The organism is Spiroplasma platyhelix PALS-1 (assembly GCF_021496725.1).
Lineage (GTDB): Bacteria > Bacillota_I > Bacilli_A > Mycoplasmatales > VBWQ01 > Spiroplasma_D > Spiroplasma_D platyhelix.
The window spans coordinates 174,080-196,301 of the sequence record NZ_CP051215.1 but is presented as its reverse complement, the minus strand read 5'-3'; the positions used below and the strand labels follow the sequence as shown (position 1 = coordinate 196,301).

At 27.7% G+C, this 22,222-nt stretch carries 22 protein-coding genes; 4 read left to right on the top strand and 18 right to left on the bottom strand.

What is annotated here, in order from left to right; genetic code table 4:
• Positions 1-4 precede the first annotated feature (4 nt).
• Positions 5-1,213: an AEC family transporter gene (locus tag SPLAT_RS01020; protein WP_168105215.1), complete on the bottom strand. Its 1,209-nt coding sequence runs from the start codon at positions 1,211-1,213 to the stop codon at positions 5-7.
• A gap of 230 nt (positions 1,214-1,443) precedes the next feature.
• Between SPLAT_RS01020 and rpsT the strand changes: the two genes are divergently transcribed.
• Positions 1,444-1,716: a 30S ribosomal protein S20 gene (gene rpsT, locus SPLAT_RS01015; RefSeq protein WP_168105214.1), complete on the top strand. Its 273-nt coding sequence runs from the start codon at positions 1,444-1,446 to the stop codon at positions 1,714-1,716.
• Between the two features lie 47 nt (positions 1,717-1,763).
• Here the strand turns inward: rpsT and SPLAT_RS01010 are convergent, their stop codons facing one another.
• Genes SPLAT_RS01010 through SPLAT_RS01000 form a run of 3 tightly spaced genes read right to left on the bottom strand, consistent with a single transcriptional unit; the run spans position 1,764 to position 6,846 of the window.
• The gene (locus tag SPLAT_RS01010) at positions 1,764-3,203 is read right to left on the bottom strand and encodes a hypothetical protein (protein WP_168105213.1); all 1,440 of its coding nucleotides are present in this window, start codon (positions 3,201-3,203) and stop codon (positions 1,764-1,766) included.
• Positions 3,204-3,239: 36 nt separating this feature from the next.
• Positions 3,240-4,190 carry a DNA polymerase III subunit delta gene (gene holA, locus SPLAT_RS01005; protein WP_168105212.1) on the bottom strand — a complete coding sequence of 317 codons (951 nt, stop codon included), beginning with the start codon at positions 4,188-4,190 and terminating at the stop codon, positions 3,240-3,242.
• Between the two features lie 37 nt (positions 4,191-4,227).
• Positions 4,228-6,846, bottom strand: a complete 2,619-nt coding sequence (locus tag SPLAT_RS01000; protein ID WP_168105211.1) for a valine--tRNA ligase — start codon at positions 6,844-6,846, stop codon at positions 4,228-4,230.
• 351 nt (positions 6,847-7,197) lie between these two features.
• On the opposite strand from SPLAT_RS01000, the gene SPLAT_RS00995 reads away from it, so the two are divergent.
• Positions 7,198-8,625: a sulfatase-like hydrolase/transferase gene (locus SPLAT_RS00995; protein WP_168105210.1), complete on the top strand. Its 1,428-nt coding sequence runs from the start codon at positions 7,198-7,200 to the stop codon at positions 8,623-8,625.
• A gap of 58 nt (positions 8,626-8,683) precedes the next feature.
• Here SPLAT_RS00995 and SPLAT_RS00990 read toward each other — a convergent pair whose 3' ends face one another.
• The 14 genes from SPLAT_RS00990 to pyk all read right to left on the bottom strand — a co-directional run bounded on the left by SPLAT_RS00990 (position 8,684) and on the right by pyk (position 21,268).
• The gene (locus tag SPLAT_RS00990) at positions 8,684-9,259 is read right to left on the bottom strand and encodes a hypothetical protein (RefSeq protein WP_168105209.1); all 576 of its coding nucleotides are present in this window, start codon (positions 9,257-9,259) and stop codon (positions 8,684-8,686) included.
• Positions 9,260-9,379: 120 nt separating this feature from the next.
• Positions 9,380-10,795: an MATE family efflux transporter gene (locus SPLAT_RS00985; RefSeq protein WP_168105208.1), complete on the bottom strand. Its 1,416-nt coding sequence runs from the start codon at positions 10,793-10,795 to the stop codon at positions 9,380-9,382.
• A 48-nt stretch (positions 10,796-10,843) separates the two neighbouring features.
• Positions 10,844-13,273, bottom strand: coding sequence for a phenylalanine--tRNA ligase subunit beta (gene pheT / locus SPLAT_RS00980; RefSeq protein WP_168105207.1), 2,430 nt, complete (start codon positions 13,271-13,273; stop codon positions 10,844-10,846).
• A 21-nt stretch (positions 13,274-13,294) separates the two neighbouring features.
• Positions 13,295-14,362: a phenylalanine--tRNA ligase subunit alpha gene (gene pheS / locus SPLAT_RS00975; protein WP_168105206.1), complete on the bottom strand. Its 1,068-nt coding sequence runs from the start codon at positions 14,360-14,362 to the stop codon at positions 13,295-13,297.
• Positions 14,363-14,408: 46 nt separating this feature from the next.
• The gene (locus tag SPLAT_RS00970; RefSeq protein WP_168105205.1) at positions 14,409-15,176 is read right to left on the bottom strand and encodes a TrmH family RNA methyltransferase; all 768 of its coding nucleotides are present in this window, start codon (positions 15,174-15,176) and stop codon (positions 14,409-14,411) included.
• Positions 15,163-15,903: a M48 family metallopeptidase gene (locus SPLAT_RS00965; RefSeq protein WP_168105204.1), complete on the bottom strand. Its 741-nt coding sequence runs from the start codon at positions 15,901-15,903 to the stop codon at positions 15,163-15,165. The genes SPLAT_RS00970 and SPLAT_RS00965 overlap by 14 nt, the downstream gene beginning before the upstream one ends.
• 12 nt (positions 15,904-15,915) lie before the next feature.
• Positions 15,916-16,419, bottom strand: coding sequence for a dUTP diphosphatase (locus SPLAT_RS00960; RefSeq protein WP_168105203.1), 504 nt, complete (start codon positions 16,417-16,419; stop codon positions 15,916-15,918).
• A gap of 2 nt (positions 16,420-16,421) precedes the next feature.
• Positions 16,422-17,264, bottom strand: a complete 843-nt coding sequence (locus SPLAT_RS00955; protein ID WP_168105202.1) for a YwaF family protein — start codon at positions 17,262-17,264, stop codon at positions 16,422-16,424.
• Positions 17,265-17,374: 110 nt separating this feature from the next.
• Positions 17,375-17,725, bottom strand: a complete 351-nt coding sequence (rplT, locus tag SPLAT_RS00950) for a 50S ribosomal protein L20 (RefSeq protein WP_168105201.1) — start codon at positions 17,723-17,725, stop codon at positions 17,375-17,377.
• A 14-nt stretch (positions 17,726-17,739) separates the two neighbouring features.
• Positions 17,740-17,928, bottom strand: a complete 189-nt coding sequence (gene rpmI, locus SPLAT_RS00945; protein ID WP_168105200.1) for a 50S ribosomal protein L35 — start codon at positions 17,926-17,928, stop codon at positions 17,740-17,742.
• A 15-nt stretch (positions 17,929-17,943) separates the two neighbouring features.
• The gene (gene infC / locus SPLAT_RS00940) at positions 17,944-18,492 is read right to left on the bottom strand and encodes a translation initiation factor IF-3 (RefSeq protein ID WP_168105199.1); all 549 of its coding nucleotides are present in this window, start codon (positions 18,490-18,492) and stop codon (positions 17,944-17,946) included.
• Between the two features lie 209 nt (positions 18,493-18,701).
• On the bottom strand, positions 18,702-19,520 hold the full coding sequence (locus SPLAT_RS00935; RefSeq protein WP_268833981.1) for an SGNH/GDSL hydrolase family protein: 819 nt from the start codon (positions 19,518-19,520) through the stop codon (positions 18,702-18,704).
• A gap of 9 nt (positions 19,521-19,529) precedes the next feature.
• On the bottom strand, positions 19,530-19,733 hold the full coding sequence (locus SPLAT_RS00930; protein WP_235083228.1) for a hypothetical protein: 204 nt from the start codon (positions 19,731-19,733) through the stop codon (positions 19,530-19,532).
• Positions 19,734-19,831: 98 nt separating this feature from the next.
• Complete coding sequence (gene pyk / locus SPLAT_RS00925; RefSeq protein ID WP_168105197.1) at positions 19,832-21,268, bottom strand: pyruvate kinase; 1,437 nt, start codon at positions 21,266-21,268, stop codon at positions 19,832-19,834.
• A gap of 185 nt (positions 21,269-21,453) precedes the next feature.
• On the opposite strand from pyk, the gene SPLAT_RS00920 reads away from it, so the two are divergent.
• Complete coding sequence (locus SPLAT_RS00920) at positions 21,454-21,735, top strand: hypothetical protein (RefSeq protein WP_168105196.1); 282 nt, start codon at positions 21,454-21,456, stop codon at positions 21,733-21,735.
• Positions 21,736-21,855: 120 nt separating this feature from the next.
• Positions 21,856-22,212, top strand: coding sequence for a hypothetical protein (locus tag SPLAT_RS00915; RefSeq protein WP_168105195.1), 357 nt, complete (start codon positions 21,856-21,858; stop codon positions 22,210-22,212).
• Positions 22,213-22,222: the final 10 nt, after the last annotated feature.

Sequence of the window (22,222 nt, the reverse complement as noted above, 5' to 3'; positions counted from 1 at the left end):
TCACCTATCCAAATAATGGAGTTGCTCCAATCGCAGTAACAATAATAACTCAAATTGGTAAAGTAATAATTGATAGCAGTGTCGATACTAATGTTAAATTAGAAGCTAATTGTGGTTCTTTGTCATATGCAATAGCGTATGATACTACAACACTTGCTGGTGGAGTTGCTGTCATAATCACTAATACTCCTAATGCTGTTGCTGTCATTGCTGGTTCATTACCACGACCAGCAAATGCAATTGCAGCAATAATACATGTTAGACATAAAATAATTGTTGGTGCAACAACTACTTTCATAATTGAAGCATATCATACTGTTTTTGAGCGCATTGCTTTTTTAAAATCTCCTGCAGCTAGTTGCATTCCAATTGCCACTCAAACTAAAGGAGTACAAATTGCAGCTACTACTGAAAGAATTTTCGCAATTGGTGGAAACAATAAATCAATTCTTAATGGTGAAAAATCAGTTGTTGAACCAAATGGTTTACCAGGCACACAATTAATCCCAGGAATCAACTGCGTAATTCAAATAAAAAGTCCAACAAAAGTACAAATTAAAATTGGATTTAAAAAAATATTCTTTAAATTTGTATTTCTTTGCACTATTTTCTTCTCTTGATATTTCGCGTATCCTTCTGGATTTTTTTCTTTATTTGGAATTGCAAGCAATTCCATTGCCTTCTTTTCTTTTCTTGAAAGTGCTGCACCAATATGCTTTTGTGACATAATCATAAATCCTAAAGAATATAGGAAAATTCGATATGGGACATTGAACATGTTAGCAGTAATTAAAGAACCATCTCCAAATAATTCTCTAACAATTGGAATTCCAAAAAATGTTGTTGATGCTAAGGCAGTACACATAGTTAGAGTATCTTGAATATCCTTATCATATTTTAAATAAAATAATCGAGCACCAAAAACCATAATTCCATAGAATAAGAATCCTGTTAGCAGTACAAAACCTTCAGATGTTAATTGCTTTAATGTAATATCAGTTAAGAATCCTTGTAAAGCTAATGCCGGTAGACCAATAATCATAACCATTTTAATTAAAACTTTATCTCATTCTTTTTTTAAGATGTTTTTTCTTGTTAAAAGAAAACCCAGTCCAATGACAACAATTGTTGCGATAATAGCACTTCAAAATCCTCAACTTTTAAGTGTATTGACAACTGCATCGCTAACATCAGATTGTAAAATTAAATTCATATATAATTATTATCCTTTCTTTTTTTCTTTAAATCACAATAGTTATCTTATACTTTTTTATTTGATATTACTATTACAATTTCGTTTATCAGTCAAGATTTTATTAAATTCAATTTAAAATTATGAAAGAAAAATCCTGAGATTCTCTTACAAAATCTGAAGTTATTTGCTATAATTACTTTTGTTTTAAAAACTTAAATAAAACTTAAAGATTAAACAAGGAGAAAATAATGGCAAATATTAAATCACAAATTAAAAGAATTAAAACTAATGAAAAAGATCATCAAATCAATAAAAGCTATAAAAGCAAAGTAAAAACTGCTTACAATAAAGCAATTGCAGCAATTAATGCTCACTCAGAATCAGCAGGTTCTTTAGTAAACGAATTTTGTAGCTTAATGGATAAAGGAGTTAGCAAAGGTGTTTTCCATGCTAACAAAGCAGCTAACAAAAAAGCTAGAATGATGACTAAATATAATAAAAGCTTAGAAGCAAAAAAATAGTTCTGTTTAAGAACTATTTTTTTTATTTAAACTATTTTGTTTTGTTGTTAGAATCGACCACTAAAGTTAGCTTTTCTTCTTTTCTTGTCTTTATTTGCTGGTTCATCATGATCAAATAAACTTTGATCTATGTCATATTTTTTACCATTCAAAGCAGCATTAATTGCATTTTGATACTCAACATTAGCTCTCATAACCTTGTTACGATCAACTCTTGGATTGATTAAGATCAACACTAAAACAAGAAGTAAAGGTAGGATACAAATAGCAGAAGTGATAATAGCAAAAATTTTAAATACTTTAAAGTTAGGTAAAGCTTTCAAATGCTTAACAACGTCAGGATTTAAGTCTTCTTTTTTTACTACAGATAGGAAAAAGTTTTGATAATAATTATCACTTACTTCTCAAAAGAAATAAGACATTGTCACAATTAATCAAAAGAATAATAAACCTAACATAAAGAAAGAAATACGATATTTTTCTCTTAAAATTTTTGTTGGTCTAATAAAAATATACGCAAATGAAAAATATAAGATTATTGTCATGATTAAGATAAGTCAATTATTTGTTTGACTTAAAACAAAATCAACTGGTTCTTTATTAATATCAATTGTAAGTGGACCCTTAACAAATGATGAAATAATTATTGTAATGATAATAAATAAATTTGAAAGAATCAATAATCCTGCTAAAGCTTTCTTCAAGTTTGGAACAATTCCAGGTTTAGTCAAGTATGGATAAAAATTAGGGCTTGAAGCAGGATGCTGTGGCAACACACCTAATTTTGTTAAGTTTGCCATATTGTTATTTAAATCTCTAATATTAGTATTATTTAAATTATTATTTTCAACTTGATTGTTAGTATTTTCTGAATTACTATCTTGATTGAAAACAGGTTGATCTGCAGTATTGCTTTTTTCTTCACTAGTAAAATTACTTAGAGCAGAAATTTGATCATTTAAACCTTTTAAAGCTGCTGAATCAACAGTGCGAACTTTTTCTAAACTTTCACGTTCAACACCTTTACAACTATTAACAATAGTTACAATTAATAAATTACGATCTTCTAAAATATCAATTCTTGTCTTTTTAGGACTTTTGCTAATTGATAAAGCTAAGTCAGTAATGTTAGCAGTTAATTGTAAAAATTCTTTTGCCATTTTTTGACCTGTTAGTTTTTTACTTAATGCTGTTTCTAAAAAGAACAAATTAGAAATTTGTAATTCAGTATATTTTAAAATATTTTCATTAACTTTAATTTCATTTCTGACAATTGGATTACTTAAACTATTAAAAAGAGTGCTTAAAATTTCATTATATAATTCAACGGTAATAATTTCATCTTTATTTAAATATTGATCTTGATCAATATTTGATTCTTTAATTTCATCTTTTAATACTACTGCTTGCTCAGTTTTCTTTTTTCTTGGTTTTATTTCTTTTTTCTTATCCTCGTTATTATTTAATAAGTCGTCTTTTTTACTCATCTCTTCACCTCTTTATAATAACTATATTATTATATCTTAAATTTTGCAAAAAAATATATCAATTGCGAGATTTTTTGCTAATTTTCCACTTTTTACCTTAAAATCAAACTCATGTGCCTTAACTAATAATTGATTGATCTCTTTGATTTCTAATTGGCACTTTAATAAACTTTTAATCTGCAGCATTGAAATATTTAGTTTGACACCAATTTCGTATTCAGAACAACCATCTTGCAAAAGCAATTTAATGTTTCTAATTAACTCTAATTGATAGGTTGCAATTAAAAATAAATTTAACTTATCATACTTAATTTTTTCTCAGTAAGAATGATAGTGAAATCAAAATGTTACATAATCTTTATGCAATCATAAATTAATTAATTGATAGGGATTAAAAGCAAAATATTTACTGCTAAGTTTTCTAATTCGTTCTACATCAATAGATTGATTTAATTGTTGCAATTGCTTCAATTCATTGTCAATAATACTTAAAGAATTAGGAAACATTGTCACAACTGCATCAAGTGCATTTTCTGCAAACTTAATTTTATATTCTAAATTTTTATTAATAATTCATTTTTTTAATTGTTCTTTATTATATGATTCAACAAAAATTGATTCAATTTTAGCTTTGAAAAATTGTGGATTTAATTTTTTAGTCAACATTTTAATGATAACAAGGTTATCATTTTTAAATTGTTGCAGTTTAGTAATAAACTTTTCAACCAATGCTAAATCGCTATTCAAAGTTAAATAATAATCATTGATAATAATAATTTTTTTATTGTTAAACAAATCTAAACTACTAACTTCGTTCAGAATTTTTTCCATTGTTAGTTGAAAATACTCTGGTTCTAAGTAGTAAGAAACAACTGCATCATTTTCATGTACATCCTGATTTGGTTGATCAGTCAGATGATTCATTTTCAAATAAATGTTCACTGTTTGATTAAGTAAAAAATTATCTAGGCCATAAAAGACGAACATTATTCCACCTCAAAGCAATTATAACATTAATATTTTTTTAACTTAATTCTTTGATTTTTCGTAAAATTAATTCCTTTTGCTTTTGATTTTGCGCTAATTTTTCTTGTTGAAATTTAACTTTTTCTGGTGCAGCTTTGCTAATAAATTGTTGATTATTTAAAAGGATTTCACATTTTTCAATTTCAAGTGTGATTTTATCTAATTGTTTTTTAAATTTTACTAGTTCTTTATCTTTGTCCACTGCTAATTCAGTTTTAATTTCAACAACAGCATTACTAATAATTTTACTAATTTTCTTTTCTTTAGTAAAAGAAGCAATGTCAATGCTAACAATTTCACTATTTGTTAATTTTAATAAATATTTATTTAATTGATCTTTTTCTGCTTTAAATAAATCTTGATCTGAAATAATATGTAAATCTAGTTTAGTTTTAAAAGCTAAACCAAATTGATTACGAATTTCTCTTACTGCAGAAATAATCTCAATCAAATTTTTAACAAATACTTCAGCATTACATTCAAAATTATAACTTTCAACTTTTGGATAGTTTTCTAATAAAATACTTGATTGATACTTCATTTTTTGATAAATCTCTTCTGTTACAAAAGGTAAAAATGGATGTAACATGATGATGACTTGTTTCAAAACATAAATTAAAGTACTGATTGAAGCAACAGCTAACTCTTTATTTTGTAAGTTAACTTTACTCAATTCAATGTATCACGAACAATATTGATTTCAAATGAAATTTGATAACTCATGACTAACACTAATAAAATCAAACTCATCCATACTTTTTTCAACTTTACTAATCAATTGATTTAATTCTGTTAGCACTCATTGATCAATAAAACTAAATTTAACAGCATTTGCATCAAATTGATAATTAAAATCTTCAGGTAAGTTTAATAAAACATATCTTGCTGCATTTCATAACTTGTTAATTAAATTTCAAGCTGCTTCAATTTTAATTTTACTAAAACGTAAGTCTTGTCCTGGTGCAGAATTGCTAATTAAAAAATAACGCAAAGCATCGGCACCATACTCATCAATGACGGCAATTGGATCAATCCCATTATTTAATGATTTTGACATTTTTCTACCTTGCTCATCACGAATCAACCCATGAATCAAAACATGTTGAAAAGGTTTAGTCGCTGTGAACTCTAAGCCCATAAACATCATTCGCACAACTCAGAAAAATAAAATATCATACGCTGTAACTAAAACATTTATTGGATAGAAATTCTTAAATTCAACAGCATCTTCATTAGGTCAATTTAAAGTTAGTAAAGGTCATAAAGCACTTGAAAATCATGTATCTAAAACATCTGTTTCTTGCTCATAATCAGCAACATTATTTGGTGCTTCAACGCCAACATAAACTTCTTTAGTTTGCTTATGATATCAAACAGGAATACGATGTCCTCATCATAATTGTCGAGAGATACATCAATCTTGAATATTATTTACTCATTTTAATAGTTGTTCTTCAAAAAATTCTGGGAAAAAATCTACTTTATCTTTTTCATCTGCTTGATTCTTCAAAATCATCTGAGCTACTGGATTCATGTTAATAAATCATTGCTTTGATAAATAAGGTTCAACAACCACATTAGTTCTTTCTGAATAACCTACTTGATGAACATACTCTTCAATTTTTTCTACTAGTTGTATTTTCTGTAAATCAGAAATTAAATTTTTACGGCAAAGAAAACGATCTTGACCAGCATACTTACCACCTAATTGGTTCACTACTCCTGCTTCATCTAAACAAATTGGCATTGCTAACTTATGATTCAAACCAATTTGATAGTCATTAAAATCATGCCCTGGAGTACATTTCATAATTCCTGTCGCAAAACTAACATCAACATAATCATCACTAATGATTGGAATCAATCCTTGATTAGCTGGATTAATTACTTTCTTGTTAACAAATTTTTGATATCTTTCATCTTTACTATTGACAACTAATGCTTGATCAGCAAACATTGTTTCTGGTCTTGTTGTTGCAACAACAAGATAAGAAGACTTATCTTCTAGATAGTATTTTAAGTAATATAATTTTCCCTTAACTTCTTGATAGTTTACTTCAATATTAGAAATTGCTGTTTTCAATAAAGGATCTCAATTAACAATTTTTGTTCCTTGATAGATCAATTTTTTGTTGTATAAGTCAACAAAAACTTTTCTTACTGCTTGACTAACATCTTGATCTAAAGTAAATTTTTCTCTTGTATAGTCTAACGACAATCCAAGGTTGGCTCACTGTTCATGAATAACCTGATAGTACTTATCTTTTCATTTTCAAGCATAATCAAAAAATGTTTTTTGATCTAAATTCTTTCAAACATCAGGTTGTATTTTTTTAATTTCTTCAAGCACCTTAACTTGAGTAGCAATCCCAGCATGATCAATTCCTGGAACAAAAAGTGTTTCAAAACCTTGTAGACGTTTATATCTAATTAAAGCATCTTGAATTGTTCCATCTCAAGCGTGACCTAAATGTAATTGTCCTGTTATGTTTGGAGGTGGTAAAACAATACAAAATTTAGGCTTTTTACTTTCAGCACTAGCAACAAACAATTTTTCATCCAGTCACTTTTGATAGCTCTTTGCTTCAATTGTCTTATGATTGTATTTTGTTTCCATTTTTTTACTCCTTCATAAAAAATGTTCCTAAAAAATAATTTAGGAACGTTATTTAACGCGGTACCATCCTAATTCTTCAATATTTTAAATATTGAAGCACTCAATTAGTTTATTAATTTTGTCAACAATATAAACTACCTTCAAACTAAACTTTGCTTAATTTCCACCAACCATTAAGTCTCTATATTAACAATTTAATTTTACTCTTTTATATTGATACTCATGATAATAGTATGATACTATTTTACCTTTTTAATTGTAAAAAACAAGATTATAACATTTCTTTAAATGTTTTTTTATAATAAAATTCCTTATAATATAGACATAAACTTTTGCTAAAGGAAATTATTGATGAAAAAATCTTGAAATTTAATTCTAATTCCATTTTTTATCTTTCTTATTATTTTAACTATCATTATAATAGCTGTTAGCACTATATTTAGTCCTTATCGCTATCCTTTTAACACCTTTGCTAAAGTTGAAGCAACTATGACTCTTTCAAAGAATAAAAAGAATGTTGTTTATATTATGATTGACATGACAACTGGATTTGATGTGACTTCAATTTTACAATCTAACCCAGAAATGGCTAATAATTTTTCTGGATTCACTAATTATTTAAATGTTATTTCAACCAATTGAGGAACCAATGCTTCTGTTCCTAATATTTTTGGCGGATATGATTTTAATCCTTATTATAAAAATCATGGTCCAGCAGAAATTGAAAGTATTAAATTTAAAGACTATATGAAAAATGCAATGAATATTTTAATAAGCGCTTTTGGTCAAAGCAACTGAGACTTAAGTGCTATAGGCAATCAGTACTATAACTATAATTCAAATAAATCATACTGAGATTCAAATTGAGAAACATTAGAATCTGATTTTAAAGAATATAACTTAAAAGCAATTAACTCCAATGATGTTACTCGTTTACTTTACTACCAATATCCTAACTTATATAAAAAGATAAATCTACCTAATCAATTCTTTTTAAAAAGCAGCAACGCTAACTTTATTTCAATTAGTGAGTATCTAAGTCATTGTAAGATTCAAGATACTGAAAATAATAAATTTATGACAATTATGAATGAAAGCAACCATAGTCCAACTGTTATGGATCAATTTGGTAACTATCAAACTTCTAATGTTACAATTGAAAACATTTATAAATCAACAACAGGCTTTGTTACAAAAATCAACAATTTTATTAGTTATTTAAAAGCAAATAACATCTACGACAACACAATGATTGTTATCAATTCTGATCATGGTAACAATGGAACAGGTAGTCTACCTATTGCTAATTCAGCATACAACCATACTGGGATTGACTATCAAGATATAGTTACAATTGAAAAGAAATATCCTAGTTTCACCAGAGCTTTCCCTGTTCTTTTAGTAAAACCATTTAGCAAAACTACAGCAATTGAATATGACAACAACTATTTATACACCAACACTGATATTTTGTCTTTCATTAAAGAATACAATAATGATGTTATCTTTAATCTTTTAGATCAAACTAAAGATCCTCGTTTTTTAAAACAATTAAGTGACATTCAAGCAAGATCTAATGTTTACATGCCCAGCTACCATAATGATTCACTATGAAGCGATGATTTTAACCACTATCTAAACCCTGATAGTGGCTTTGGTGGGGTAAGTTTTTTAGTGAAACAAAGTATCTATCAACTGGCAAATTATTTAGTAGCTAAAGATCTTAAAGACTACTATAGTCCTGATGCTTTAGAAAATTGAAATCAATTGACAATATAAAAAAATATCCTAATTTATTAGGATATTTTTTTTATTTTAAATTGTTATTTGCAATTTTCTAACTTAAAATTGCGCCTACTCCTAAATTAATATCAAGAGTTGCTGAAGAAAAAGAATTCATTGGATTAACAAATTGATTTACTAATAATTGAAAATAATAGTTTCCAGATTCATAATATCATGTATAACCAAAATAAATAGTAGCATCAAGTTTTGCTAAACCAGAAGAATATCTTTCATTAAAAATTTCAATTGTTGAATATTTATCTATGGCATCAGTGTTAGCCTCAGTAACCTTTTCATTATTATTTGATCCAAATGCAAGTCCACCAAAATTGACATTATAAGGACCATAAGAGTCGCCACCCCAACTTAAATTAATATCATGATTACCATTGAAAGAAAAAGAACTAAAATTAGGTTTTTGGCTTCCTAAATTTAAAGTCAATACGCTTCTATTTGTTTCACCATTTACAGAAGGTGAAGCTGTTACTGAACGTGCTTCATTACTATGACTACCATTTCAATAATACTGTTGAGAAAAATTTTCACTTTGTTGATTACTGTTAACCAATACAGCTGGAGCGCTACCAGCAATAGCAATAATTCCTAAAACGCTTAATAAATTTTTCATAAATTAATACCCCCTCAAAAGTTTAATATTTTTAAAAATATTAAACGAATATAAATTAAATTATATACCTCTAAAAATAATTAACAATAGAATCAAAAATAAATTTTATATTATTTAATTTTATTCTAAAATTGCTTTTGGTAATTTTATTTCACTCTTACTAATAATTTTTTTATTTCAAGGAACAACACGATATAAAACATAACTAACAGCAAAATCAATTGATTTTGTTAGACAAGAAATCATCATCACATATTTAATATCCATTTGAGTTCATTGTAATAATGCAAAAGTAACAAAAATGTCAACAATTCAAACTAAACACAAATCAGTGATGCTAACAATTAAAGTGTAACCTCCTGCATATAAGAAACTAAAAATTGGTTGCATCATATTAAAGAAAAAATAACCAATCGCACTAAATGCTAAATATCAAATTGCTAGACTCAATCCTTCAGCACTTAAGTTGACAAATAAAAATCTTGGTACTCAGAAAGCACAACTTAAAATAACTAAAGCTGTCACAACTGAAATTAAAAAGACCAATTGTAAAATTTTCTTGGCGTTCTCTTTTGCCAAAGCTAACTTACCCTTACCTAAATTCTGACCGACATAGTAAGAAACTAAGGCGTTATAACCCCGATAAGTTGAATAGAAAATTGCCATTGTGGTTGAAACGATACTAGTTGCTGCGACAACAGTTGTGCTACCATAGTAAGCAAAGATAACCGTTTGAATAATTAGAGACAAGCCAAAAAATAATTGATTAATAAACATTGGAATGAAAGCTTTAAAATAGTTTCAATGTAGTTCTTTACTAATTTTAAAGATATTTCAATTTGGCGCGTACTCTGGTTTTTTATAAATTAAGTAACCAATAAAAATTAAACATTCTACTGCTCTTGAAGTAATCAAACTAATTGCTAGTCCCTCAATCCCTAAGTTAGGAGAACCTTGATAGGGTAGTGAAAGCGTACAAACTAGAACTGTATTCAAAACTAAAGAAATAGAAGCCACAATCAAAGGAGTCTTAACATTTCCTGCAACATTCATTGTTAGGGACATAATGTAAGCAAAACCTAATAAAGGATAATTTCAAGCAATTAGTCGACTATATTGTGTTGCCACCTTAATTGCTTCATCATAATGCTCTCCACCATGTGCTCCTAAAATCAAAATAGAAATATCCTTAGCAAAAACTTCTAGTACTATCAAACAAATAACTGAAATCAACAAAACATAAAACAACTTAACATTAGTTGTTTCTTTAATTTTTGTTTTCATGTTTGCACCTTCATATTGCGCTAAAAAAATATTTCCTGTCGCAACAATCGCAAAGAAAACATATCAAATCATATCGTAGACATTAACTGATGATGCAACCCCTGCAATCACATCATCGTTTCCAAACTGGCCAACAATAAAAGTATTCATTAGACCCAACACTGTTTCAACTAATGCTTGAAGCGAAATTGGGATAATAAATAGTAACCCTTTAGAGTAAAAATTAAGATTGTCCTTTCAGTATTTTTTCATTTCAACACCATCTTCAATAAGAACATAAGCTAAGAACTAACACTCAAACTAACGAATCTCTGCATTAAACCTTTGTTGCATTAGGCTTTGAATCATTTTAATTTCTTGACTAACTCTATCTTCATCTAATTGTTCTTTTTTACTATTAAATTCTAAATTAAAAGTTAAAGAATGTTTCTTTTTATGCTTTAAAACTTCATCTGAATAAATATCAATTAAAGTTAGGTTTTGCAAGTATTTAGTTCTTGCTGCTCAAATCACATTCTTAACATCTTCATATTCAACATTACTACTAATGATAATTGATAAATCTCTACTTAATGGATTAAACTTTGATCAACTTTTATATTTCACTACTTGCTTGTCTTTCAACTCAGCAAAAATAGCTACTAATTCAGTAAAATTAATCTCTACTAAAAATACTTGCTTACTTAAAGCAATTCTTTCAGCAATTTCTGGGTGTAAAGCTGCAATTGTTGCAAAATGAATATTATTATACTTTATTTTACTACTCAAATAAGGGTGAATTGTTTCTTGATCAAAACTATGATAAGTTAAGGCATCATTAAATTCCTTACCCCCTTGCTTAGTGAATCAAGCTGCTAAAAATCCTTTAATTAGTAAATAATTATTAGACTTTTCAGAATTAGGATTAAAATAATTTTGCACATCAAAGAAATCATTGTTGACAACAAAAGCTAAATGATGATTAGCATGTTCTACTGCTTCTGGATCATTGTTATAAATCACTTCATCAGTAAATACTTTTAAACTATCCTGCTTGAAACTAGCATTCAAGCGACAAATTTCTAATAAACTAGGTAACAAACTAAAACGCATTGCTTTTCTTGCTAAATTAATTGGAGCAATTAAAGTAATTGGTTTTTTGTAACCAAAAAAGTTAAAGTCTGCTAGCGTATCTTTATTAGTTAAGTTGTAAGTCTTCACTTGATGAAAGCCATAATCCAATAGATATTTTTTCATATCGGCTAAAAGAATTTGTAAGTTACTTAATGGTTCAGCTCTGATGACAAATTTTGGTTTAATTTTTGGCAAATTATTGTATCCAACAACTCTTGCTACTTCTTCAGTAAAATCGTTGACATTATTCAAATCATTTCGATAACTCGGAATCTTAATCTTCATTATTCCTGATAGTTTTGATTTTTTTAGTACCTTACAACCAATTGTGTTTAAAGCACTAACAATCTCAGCTAAACTTAAATTTGTTCCTAAAAGTTTATTAATCATTTGATAGTTAATTGTGCGTGAGTTATCTTTTAATTGATAGTTCACCTCATTAACAAAACTAACAACTTCAAATTTGATATGAAATTGATGCAATAAGAATAAAATTCTTTGTAACACAAGTAAATAATTTACTGGCACAATTGGTTTGTTTAGTCTTTGTAAGAATAAATTACTTGGATTGAAACTATTACGTTTGATTTGATCTTGTACTAAATCACCATCTAAATTTAATGAAGCAAAAACTAAAGCTTTAGTTTTTGGCTCAACAAAATAATCTGATAGTGTTGAAACTGCTAAGTTACTAAAATATTGTTCTTTATTACTAAACACAATATCATTTTTAAAAAATTGAAAACTTTTTGTTAGATAATCTTTATTTGCTAAAGTAATTTTAAAATCTTCTAAATTATCAGCTGCAAAAACAACAGCTGGTTGACCCAACTCTAACATCACAATGCTAACTAAGTTATCAAAGAATGATTTTGGTTTGATATTTGTTAGTTGCAAAGTTCTTTTAATTCAACTTTCGTCAATTTGACCATGATTTAATAAATTAATTTTCAATGTTCCTAAAGCATGAATGAATTCATGCTTACTTTGTTTGCTTGTTTGAATGTTGCTAAAATTGCTAACAGCAATCTTTTTTAATGGCAACTTAAAGTAGTGACTTAATTCTTTAGCTAGATAATACATAGCCAAACAGTCACTACGATTTAATGTCAATTGAATTTCAAAAATTGAATCATCTAATTCTAAATAATGTAAGGGACTTAAACTACCAACTGGAGCATCATCAGGCAAGTAAACAATTCCTGCTAATTCTTCTTCTGATAGCACTTCAGGATTCAAGCCAAGTTCTGATAATGAACAAATCATCCCATGAGACATCACACCTAAAATTTCTCTGTGATCAATCACCAAATCATTTGCTAACTTACTACCAACCTGAGCTACAACCACTTTAATTCCTACTCGAACATTACTTGCGCCACAAATAATTTTGACAATCTTTCTTCCAATGTTGACATAACAAAGATTTAATTTCTTACTTTTTGGATGTTCTTCAATTTTTAAAATCTCACCAACAATTAAATTAGTGTTAGTAGTAGTTAAATTAACTACCTTATCAACCTCGAATCCTAAACTGTTTAATGCTTTAGCAATTTCTTGATCTTTAATTTTTCTAACATCTATTCATTGATTAAGTATTCTCTTTGAAACTACCATAATCTTCTTTTTTCTCCAATTCTAAAATTGTTTTAAAAAACGTAAATCGTTACTATAAAATAATCTGATATCATCGATACTATATTTAATCATGGCAATTCTTTCAATTCCAACACCAAAAGCAAAACCAGTAATATTAGGATCTTTAATGCCACAAGCATGAAAAACATTAGGATGAATCATCCCTGCTCCTAAAATTTCAATTCAACCAGTATGCTTACATAAAGCACAACCTCGACCACCACAAATTGGACAACTAACATCAACTTCAGCAGAAGGTTCAGTAAAAGGGAAGAAACTTGGACGCAAACGAATCTTACTATCTGCTTTAAATAATTTCTGACAGAAATATTCTAATGTTCACTTCAAATTAGCAAAAGTCACACCATGACCTGCTAAAAAAGCATCCATTTGCATAAACTGATGACTATGCGTTGCATCATCATCATCTTTACGATAAACATTTCCTAAACTGATATATGCTAAAGGTTCTTTCATATCTTTATTTACTAATGATAGGATTCTTGCTGTCATGTTTGTACAATGTGTTCTCAACAACATACGATTCTTACCTTTACGAGTATCATTTAAATAAAATGTATCTTGCATCGCTCTTGCTGGATGATTTTCAGGTAAATTCAAACGATTAAAATTATATTCTTCATTGTCAACTTCAGTACCGCTAATTACTTGATAGCCTAAATTTTTAAAAATTGTTGTAATCTCATCAATCACCAAAAATAATGGATTACGATAACCAACTTGTAAACCAATCCCTGGTAGCGTCACATCAATCTTATTTTCTTTTAATTCCTTTTCTAATTTTTCTTGTTCAAGCTTAACAATTTTTTCATTAATTAACTCCATAATTTCCATTTTAAAATTATTTACTAATTTACCAAGTTCAGATTTTTGATTATCATCAAAATTAGTTAATGATTTTAGAACATCACTAAATGCAGATTTTTTTCCTAAATACTTTGACTTTAAAAAATGCAAAAAATTAACTTCAGAATTTTTCTTAACATCTGCTTTTGCATCTGTTGAAATTTTCTTTAAATGCTCTTTAATTTTATTAATATCTTTCATTATTTGCCACCAATCATTTTAATAATCATATTGTAATACAATATTACTATTTAACATCAATAAATAAGGAATAAATTGTTAGAGCAACACTTGTTGCTAAATTTAGTGATTCTACTTTATTAGTTGTTTCAATAATAAAATTTTCATCAACTAATATTCTTAATTCAGAACTAATACCTTGTCCTTCGTTGCCAAACAAAAAACCATTCTTTTTATGAAATTTAATTTGATTTAACTTTGTTGGTTGCTTTGCTTCATGTAAGAAAGTTCCATAAAAATAATAATCCTCTGCTTTTAATTTAGTCATCAAAGTAATTAAATCACAATATTCAAAAGCAATATTAAATATCGCTCCTTTACTAGCACTAACCACTTTGTGATTATAAAAATCAACACTATTTTCTGAAAGAAAAATCTTTTCAACACCAAAGGCACAACAACTTCTTAAAATTGCTCCTAAATTACTAGGATCTTGAATGTTATCTAGCACAATAATGTTATCTTTATTTTTCACTTGATACTTTTGAAAATTACATAAAGCTACAACTGGTTGTGGTGTAACTGTTTGACTAATTTTTTTAATAATCGCTTTTGTTACTAAAAAAATCTCAACCTTTTGATCTAATAAAAATTGGTAACTACCAGTTTCACTCTCATCAAGAAAAATTGTTGCTACTGCTCTATGCTTTAAAGCTTCTTCAACAAGATATTTACCTTCAACTAAAAATTGTTGATTCTGATAGCGATTCTTACTTTTTGCTAGAGTTCTCAGATATTGAATTATTGGGTTACTTAAAGAACTAATCTTTTTCATTACTACTACCTACGCTAACACTACTATATTTTAAAATATTCTTACAACTTTTATATTCTGGACAATACAATGATACTAAATTTCAAAAATCCCTACTATGATTAGGATAAATTAAATGCGCTAACTCATGAATGACAACATAATCAATCACTTGATAACTAAAATGGATTAATTTTGAATTTAAAGTTATCTTCTGTAAATTAGGAAAACAAACTCCTCACTTACTTTTCATCAATCTTATTTCTAAGGTCGAAACTTTTAAATTCATAATTGTTTGTCAGTGAGTTAATCGTTCTAAAAAAATTGGGTGCGCTACTTTTTTTAAAAATGCGTTAATTTTTTTTAAGAGTAAAAGTTGTTCATTCTCATTATTTACTGCTAGCGGTGTGTAAACAAAAAAACCATCATCACTAATAAAAAACTTAGTTTGCTTTTGATACTTAATAATCATTGTTAGTTTCTTATCTAAAAAATAAATAAAAGGTTCACCAAGGAAAGCAATACGTTCAATTTTTAACTCATGCTGCAAATCATGCTCTTGAATCTTAGCAGCTAACTTTGCTAAATTTTCACGAACAAAATTTTCAATCATTTCTGACTTAACAAAAAAAGGAGCACTAACAAAAATTTTATTACCTTTTAATTTCAGATAAAGATTTTTTTGTTGCTTATATTCAACAATATACTCTCATTTTTTTTCATCATAAAAAATTGTTCTAACTTCCATTTAGTCCTCCAACTAATAATTTTGCTCTTGACGCAAATGGTTAATTTTATTCTTGTCTAAGTAACCATTAAAAATATCATCCCCACTAAAATCACACAATTTGGCGATTGTATAGTAAATATTAAATCATTGATTGATGATACTTAGATTTTTTTCTTTTGCTAATGCTAAAGTTTCAGAAAATAAATCTAAAAAAGCTAAATTTAAATTGTCATACTTTTGTTCAACAATTTTTAAATCACTAAGATTTAATTTTAAATTGTTTGCAATGCTGATAATAAAATGAAGTCCATCAATATATTCTTCTAACAATACTGCTTTTGATGATGCAGGCTTTGAACTTCAATATTTGAAACAACGTTGTTCGTTAGCAAATTCACCAATCTCCACAAGTAAAGCTAAAAATTTTGCTGTCAGTACATCTTGACTTTCTTCAATCATTTTTGTTTGAACAATTTTTAAATCTAATTCTGCTTGTAGTTTAATAATTGTTTGCAATTGTTCTTTATTCAACATAGTTATGCTCCTAACTTATTAGTTTTTTTTAATCTATTCTTAATTTTACTAAATAATGATAATTTATTGTCATAATACTTGTTAACCTCACTACCACTGTTGAAATAAAAAGGCGGAAAATATTTTTTAATCAAAAAATTAAATATTAAAATAAACATCATTCCAACTGACCACATAAAAATAAAACGAAAGACAGGATTTCAATGTCCAGTACTTAAAAGTCAATACTTATCAGTGAAAGTAAATCCTGCTGAACCAATAAATAAATAATTAGTACCAAATGTAATATTGAAAACGAAGACAAATAAAGCAAACCCCGTCATAAAAGTACATATTTGTCTCAAGTATAAAGAATTAAACTTTACATGACCATAAGTATATAAATAAAAGAAGCCAAAGAAAATAATTAAGTGATTTAGATAATAGTGATAGTAAAAGAAGTTATCAGGTCCATAAACATGCTTGTCAGGAAAAAGAAATGGCAAAACAACCGGTCCAACTAAAGGAAAAGTCAAACTAAATAATTTATCTGAAGGACAAATTAATAAAAAAATACTAACTAAATCTAAAAGTGAACATAAGTGAAATGGCATATAATCTTTTCAATTTATATCACCATTCATCTCATGAAAATAAAAATATAAAAAATAAAGAATCAACTGCAAGCTACCTAAAGAGTAACGAAAAACATTATACCTACTAACTTGAGCATAAAAACCTTTAAAAATAAATAAACTTGCAATTAGACACACTGAAATACTAAGTCCTATTCAATAATTGACACCAAATAAAGGGCTAACAACTTCTTTTAAATCACTATCTGTAAATCCACTAAATAAATTCATATTTTCTACACCTTATTCTTATTATATATTTTATCGCTTTCTAAATTAAATCAAAAAATTTAAAATAAAAAAAGTCTTATTTTATAAAATAAGACTTTTTTTCAATTTTCTTAAACTGCTTTCGCTTTATCAACAAGTTTTTTAAACTCGTCAGGATTATTAATTGCTAACTCTGATAGTGTCTTACGATTTAATTCAATCCCAGCTTTTTTCAAACCAGAAATGAAAGTTGAATATGATAACCCTTCTGCTCTAACAGCAGCATTAATTCTTGTGATTCATAATTTACGAAAATCACGTTTACGATTCTTACGATCACGATAAGCATATGCTAAAGAATTCATTACTTGTTCATTAGCTGTACGATATAAAGTACTCTTTGAACCATAGTAACCTTTTGCTTGCTTTAAAACTTTCTTACGACGATGATTAGTTGTGTAACCACCTTTAACTCTTGCCATCTTCTATTCTCCTTTTAAATTAAATCTTTTAAACGCTTGTAATCAGATTTAGAAACTGTTGTTCATCCTCTTGATTGACGCTTTTGTTTTGTTGTTTTTCTTGGTGCTAAATGCGAAACATAAGCACTACCACGCATTCATTTTCCTGACGCAGTAACTTTGATTCTTTTTTTCAAAGCTTTTTTAGTTTTCATTTTTGGCATTTTTTCCTCCACTATTTAGTCTTTAGTTTTTAATGTCAAATAAATATTTAAAAAATTACCATCAAATTTAGTTTTTTCTAAATTACTTAAATCCTTATCACAAAGTGCGATATCACTTACTTCGTCATAAAATGCTCGAATCTTTTCAAACCCAAGTTCACGATACTGAATTTCTCTACCTTTGTATTTTAGTGATACTTTGACTTTATCACCTTTCAATAAGAACTCTCTTGCTTTTTTTGCTTTTACTTTTAAGTCATGCATACCAATGTTAACTGTTAAGCGAACTTCTTTCTCCTTAACAACACTAGCGCGTTGTGACTTTCTTTGTTGTTTATCTTTCTGCTCTTGTTGGAAACGATAGTGATCATAATTAACTATCTTACAAACAGCAGGTTTAGCATTTGGTGAGATACATAACAAATCAAGATTCAAACTATATGCTTTTGCTAAAGCATCATCTTTTTTCATAACCCCTAAATTTTTACCCTCTTGATCAATCACTAAAAATTCTTGAAAAGGAATTTTTTCGTTTCAGAACTCATCTTGCTTTTTATTTACCATACAACCTCCAGTAAATTTATAAAATAAAAGTGTGCATAAAGCACACTCACCATTAAATCCTTTTTTGTTATTAAAAAATAACTTTTAAAGCTTTTAACCTATAACAGCATAGTTATCAGGTGAGTGAATACTACTTTCTTTATGCTATAGAAAATTATAGCAAGTTTTTCTAAAAATGCAAGAATTTATTGAATTTTCTTATCATAAAACTATCATGCACTATTTACTGTTTGATACAACATTTCTCCTACTGTCGCATGAATTGATGCAGTTGGATGAACAAAATCAAAGAAAAAATACTGATCAATTGTTGATGGTGAAGCTGATCCTTCTCACTTTGGTGTAATCTTACCTTCTATAATAATATCAGGATTAAGTTCATAACTAACAGCACCTTCATCAATATTGCCCCCATTACTAGCAAAATTTGCTAATAATTTAGGAAAGGTCTGATAGAGATCAAAAACCTTAAAATAATGAGGATATTTTGCTTGTAAATTGCTGACCATATCTAATCATAAATTATTATACTGCTTACTCAATTCTGAAGCTTGTTGTTTTTGACCAGTATTTTTAAAATTAGGAACATTCCCTAAATCTGGTGTGTTCATCAGTAAAATATGTTTACTTCCATGTTCAATTAAAGTTTCTAATGCTTGTTTTTGATTAGCAATTGCATTTGTTACAACTTCTTTATAATCTAGCAATAAATCTAATCCTTGAATCAAATCATTGCTGCCAATTTCAAAAAAAGTTAAATCATTTTCTTGAATTGTATGTTGATTTACTAATGCATCAACTTGCTTTTTAATCGTAAAATTATTTAGTAGCAAACCTTCTGCTCTAGAAGTTTCTGATGTTTGTGCACCTCCTGCAGCATAATTATTACCAACTTGTTTAAATTCTTTTTGATCTAAAAAATTAAAATCTCAAGCAGGCTTTAAATTTAAATCTAACTTTTTTGCTAATATTTCTGCTGCTACTGGACCATTAGAAAATGATCTACTCTGATAGAATGGTTCTTCTAATAAAAAATCTTAATCTTGAATTTGAAATTCTTTTAATATTTCACTAGCAGCACCAACTAACGAGCCTGTATCTGATAAACTATCTCCTAAAATATATAATTCATTATAAGATAGCGCACTATGAACAGTTTTTTCATCACCCAACTTAACATTTGTTAGTATAGCTGAACTTGTTAGTCCCAAACCTGCGATTACTAAAAAAACTTTTTTCATAATATTTCTCCCTTATAAAATTTTTAATATTTTATCTTATTCTGATACAAATACATTTTTTAACTTTGATATATGAAAAAAATTTATTCTTTATATATTTATTTAATAGTAATCTCTCTAATTTCTTCACTACGCATGAAAAGAATTTTACTATTAATTTTTGCTCCTCAAGCTTTTGCAACATTAATAATTTCTTCATCTGAATTAATAAATTTATCATAGTTGTCAACTTTATTCATAAAAATTGAATGATAACATCCAAACATTGTATACAATTGTTCATCAGCTGAAATTCCAATTACAACTGTGTTAGGACGAAACTTTGAAAGTGCTCTTAGTAGTTCTCCTGTTTTTGAAAGAACAACAGCATATTCATATTCACCAGACTTACATTTTTCTGCTAACTTCTTAACAATTTCTGCTCTTGAAGCTGATGCTGATTGAATAGCATCTTCAAATTGCTTTTCATAATATAATTTTGAATAAAATTCCATCTCAGCACGACGATTAATTGTTGCCATCACATCAGTAGCAATGAAAGGATAAGTTCCATTTGCTGATTCTCCTGATAGCATTGTTGCATCTGCTCCTAACTCAGTAGCAAAGTATACATCAGTTACTTCTGCTCTTGTTGGCGCAGGATTATCTGTCATTGACTCTAACATTTGTGTTGCCACAATAACAAGTTTCCCTGCCTTACGACATTTTCTAATCATAATTTTTTCTCAGTATGGAACATCATAATAAGGAATTTCTAATCCTAAATCGCCACGAGCAACCATAATTCCATCTGAAGCTTCAATAATCTCATCAATGTTGTTAATTCCAATTTGTGATTCAATTTTGGCAATGATTTGAATATTTTCACCATTAAGTGATTTTAATAAATCACGAATTTGTTTAACGTTAGCTGCTGTGTTCACAAATGAAGCAGCAATATAGTCAATTCCTTGCTCAACACCAAAAGTGATATCCTTGACATCTTTTTCTGATAAAAAAGGTAAAGAGAAATCTACTCCTGGTAAATTAACTCTTTTATTTGTTTTTAATAAATGATGATTAAATGCATTAGTTTGAACAACACCTGGACTAACTGAGATAACATCTAAATGTAATTTCCCATCATCAACTAAAACAACATCACCTTTTTTTAAATCTTTTGACATATCATATGACACTGTCATTTCAGTTGAACCACATACTTTATTTGTATAATCTGCTTCTGTTGTATAAATTGTCACCATACTACCTTTAGCAATTTGTTGCTTGTCATCAAGCATCTTACCAACACGAATTTCTGGACCTTTAGTATCCAACATAACTGAGATTGGCTTACCAAGTTTTTTTACTACTTGTTTTGTTCAAACAATTCTATTTCCTTGCTCTTGATGATCACCATGAGAAAAGTTCAAACGAACTGTTGTCATACCATTTGCGAACAAAGTTTCAATTGCTTCAGCAGAATTTGTTGAAGGCCCAATCGTTGTAATTATTTTTGTTCGTTTCATATTTTTGATAATATTATCTTTTGTCATTTTTACTCCTTTTTGATTTCATTTGCTTAATAATTAAATACTATTAAAACTTACAAATAAAATTATATACCATTTATTTTCCAACAGCATCAATATTTTCCATTAGACTGCTTTTATTATATTTATTAATTTCCTTTTTTAAAATAGTATAATAAAGCAGTAATAATTAAGAAAGGGGCAAACTAATGAAACTTAAACGTTTTCTTAAAAGTTTAATTAATAACTTTTTATTTATTATCAATGCTATCTTATGAATCTTCAATATGAATTCTCTTGGAGAAATGGCTACTGGGATTCAAGTTGGTAAGACAAGAAAAGAAAAGCTTATTTATGGATTATGTAGTTTCCTACAATACATTACTTATGCTACTATTGTTGGATTAATCATCACTATTTGATGATGATACAAAGGCGAAACTTCAATTGCTGAAAAAATAAGTGGACTACACATGTCTGGTGGCAAATAATACTTAGTTACGCAAGTAATTAAACGATTTTTTTATTACCATGCTTTATTATATTTCTTAATTTACATTTTGAAAATAGTATAATAAAGGCAATAATAAAACTAAGAAAGGGGAAAACTAATGAAACTTAGACGTTTTGTTAAAAGCTTAATCAATACTCTTTTGTTTATTATCAATGCTATTTTATGGATCTTTGATGTTAACTCACTTGGTGAACTTATCGTTGGAATGCAAGTAGGAAAAGGTAAGAAACAAAAGTTTATGTATGGAATGTTTAGTTTACTACAATATTTTAGTTATGTTTGCATTATCGGATTAATTTACACTATTTACTGATGATCTAAAGGCGAAACTTCAATTGCTGAAAAATTAAGTGGCCTACAAGCTGAAAAAGTAAACTGTTCTACAAGCAGTTCTGCAAGTTCTTCTTCAAGTAGTTCAACTTCATCTGGAAGTTCAAGTAGCTATCAACAATAAAAAATGCTGT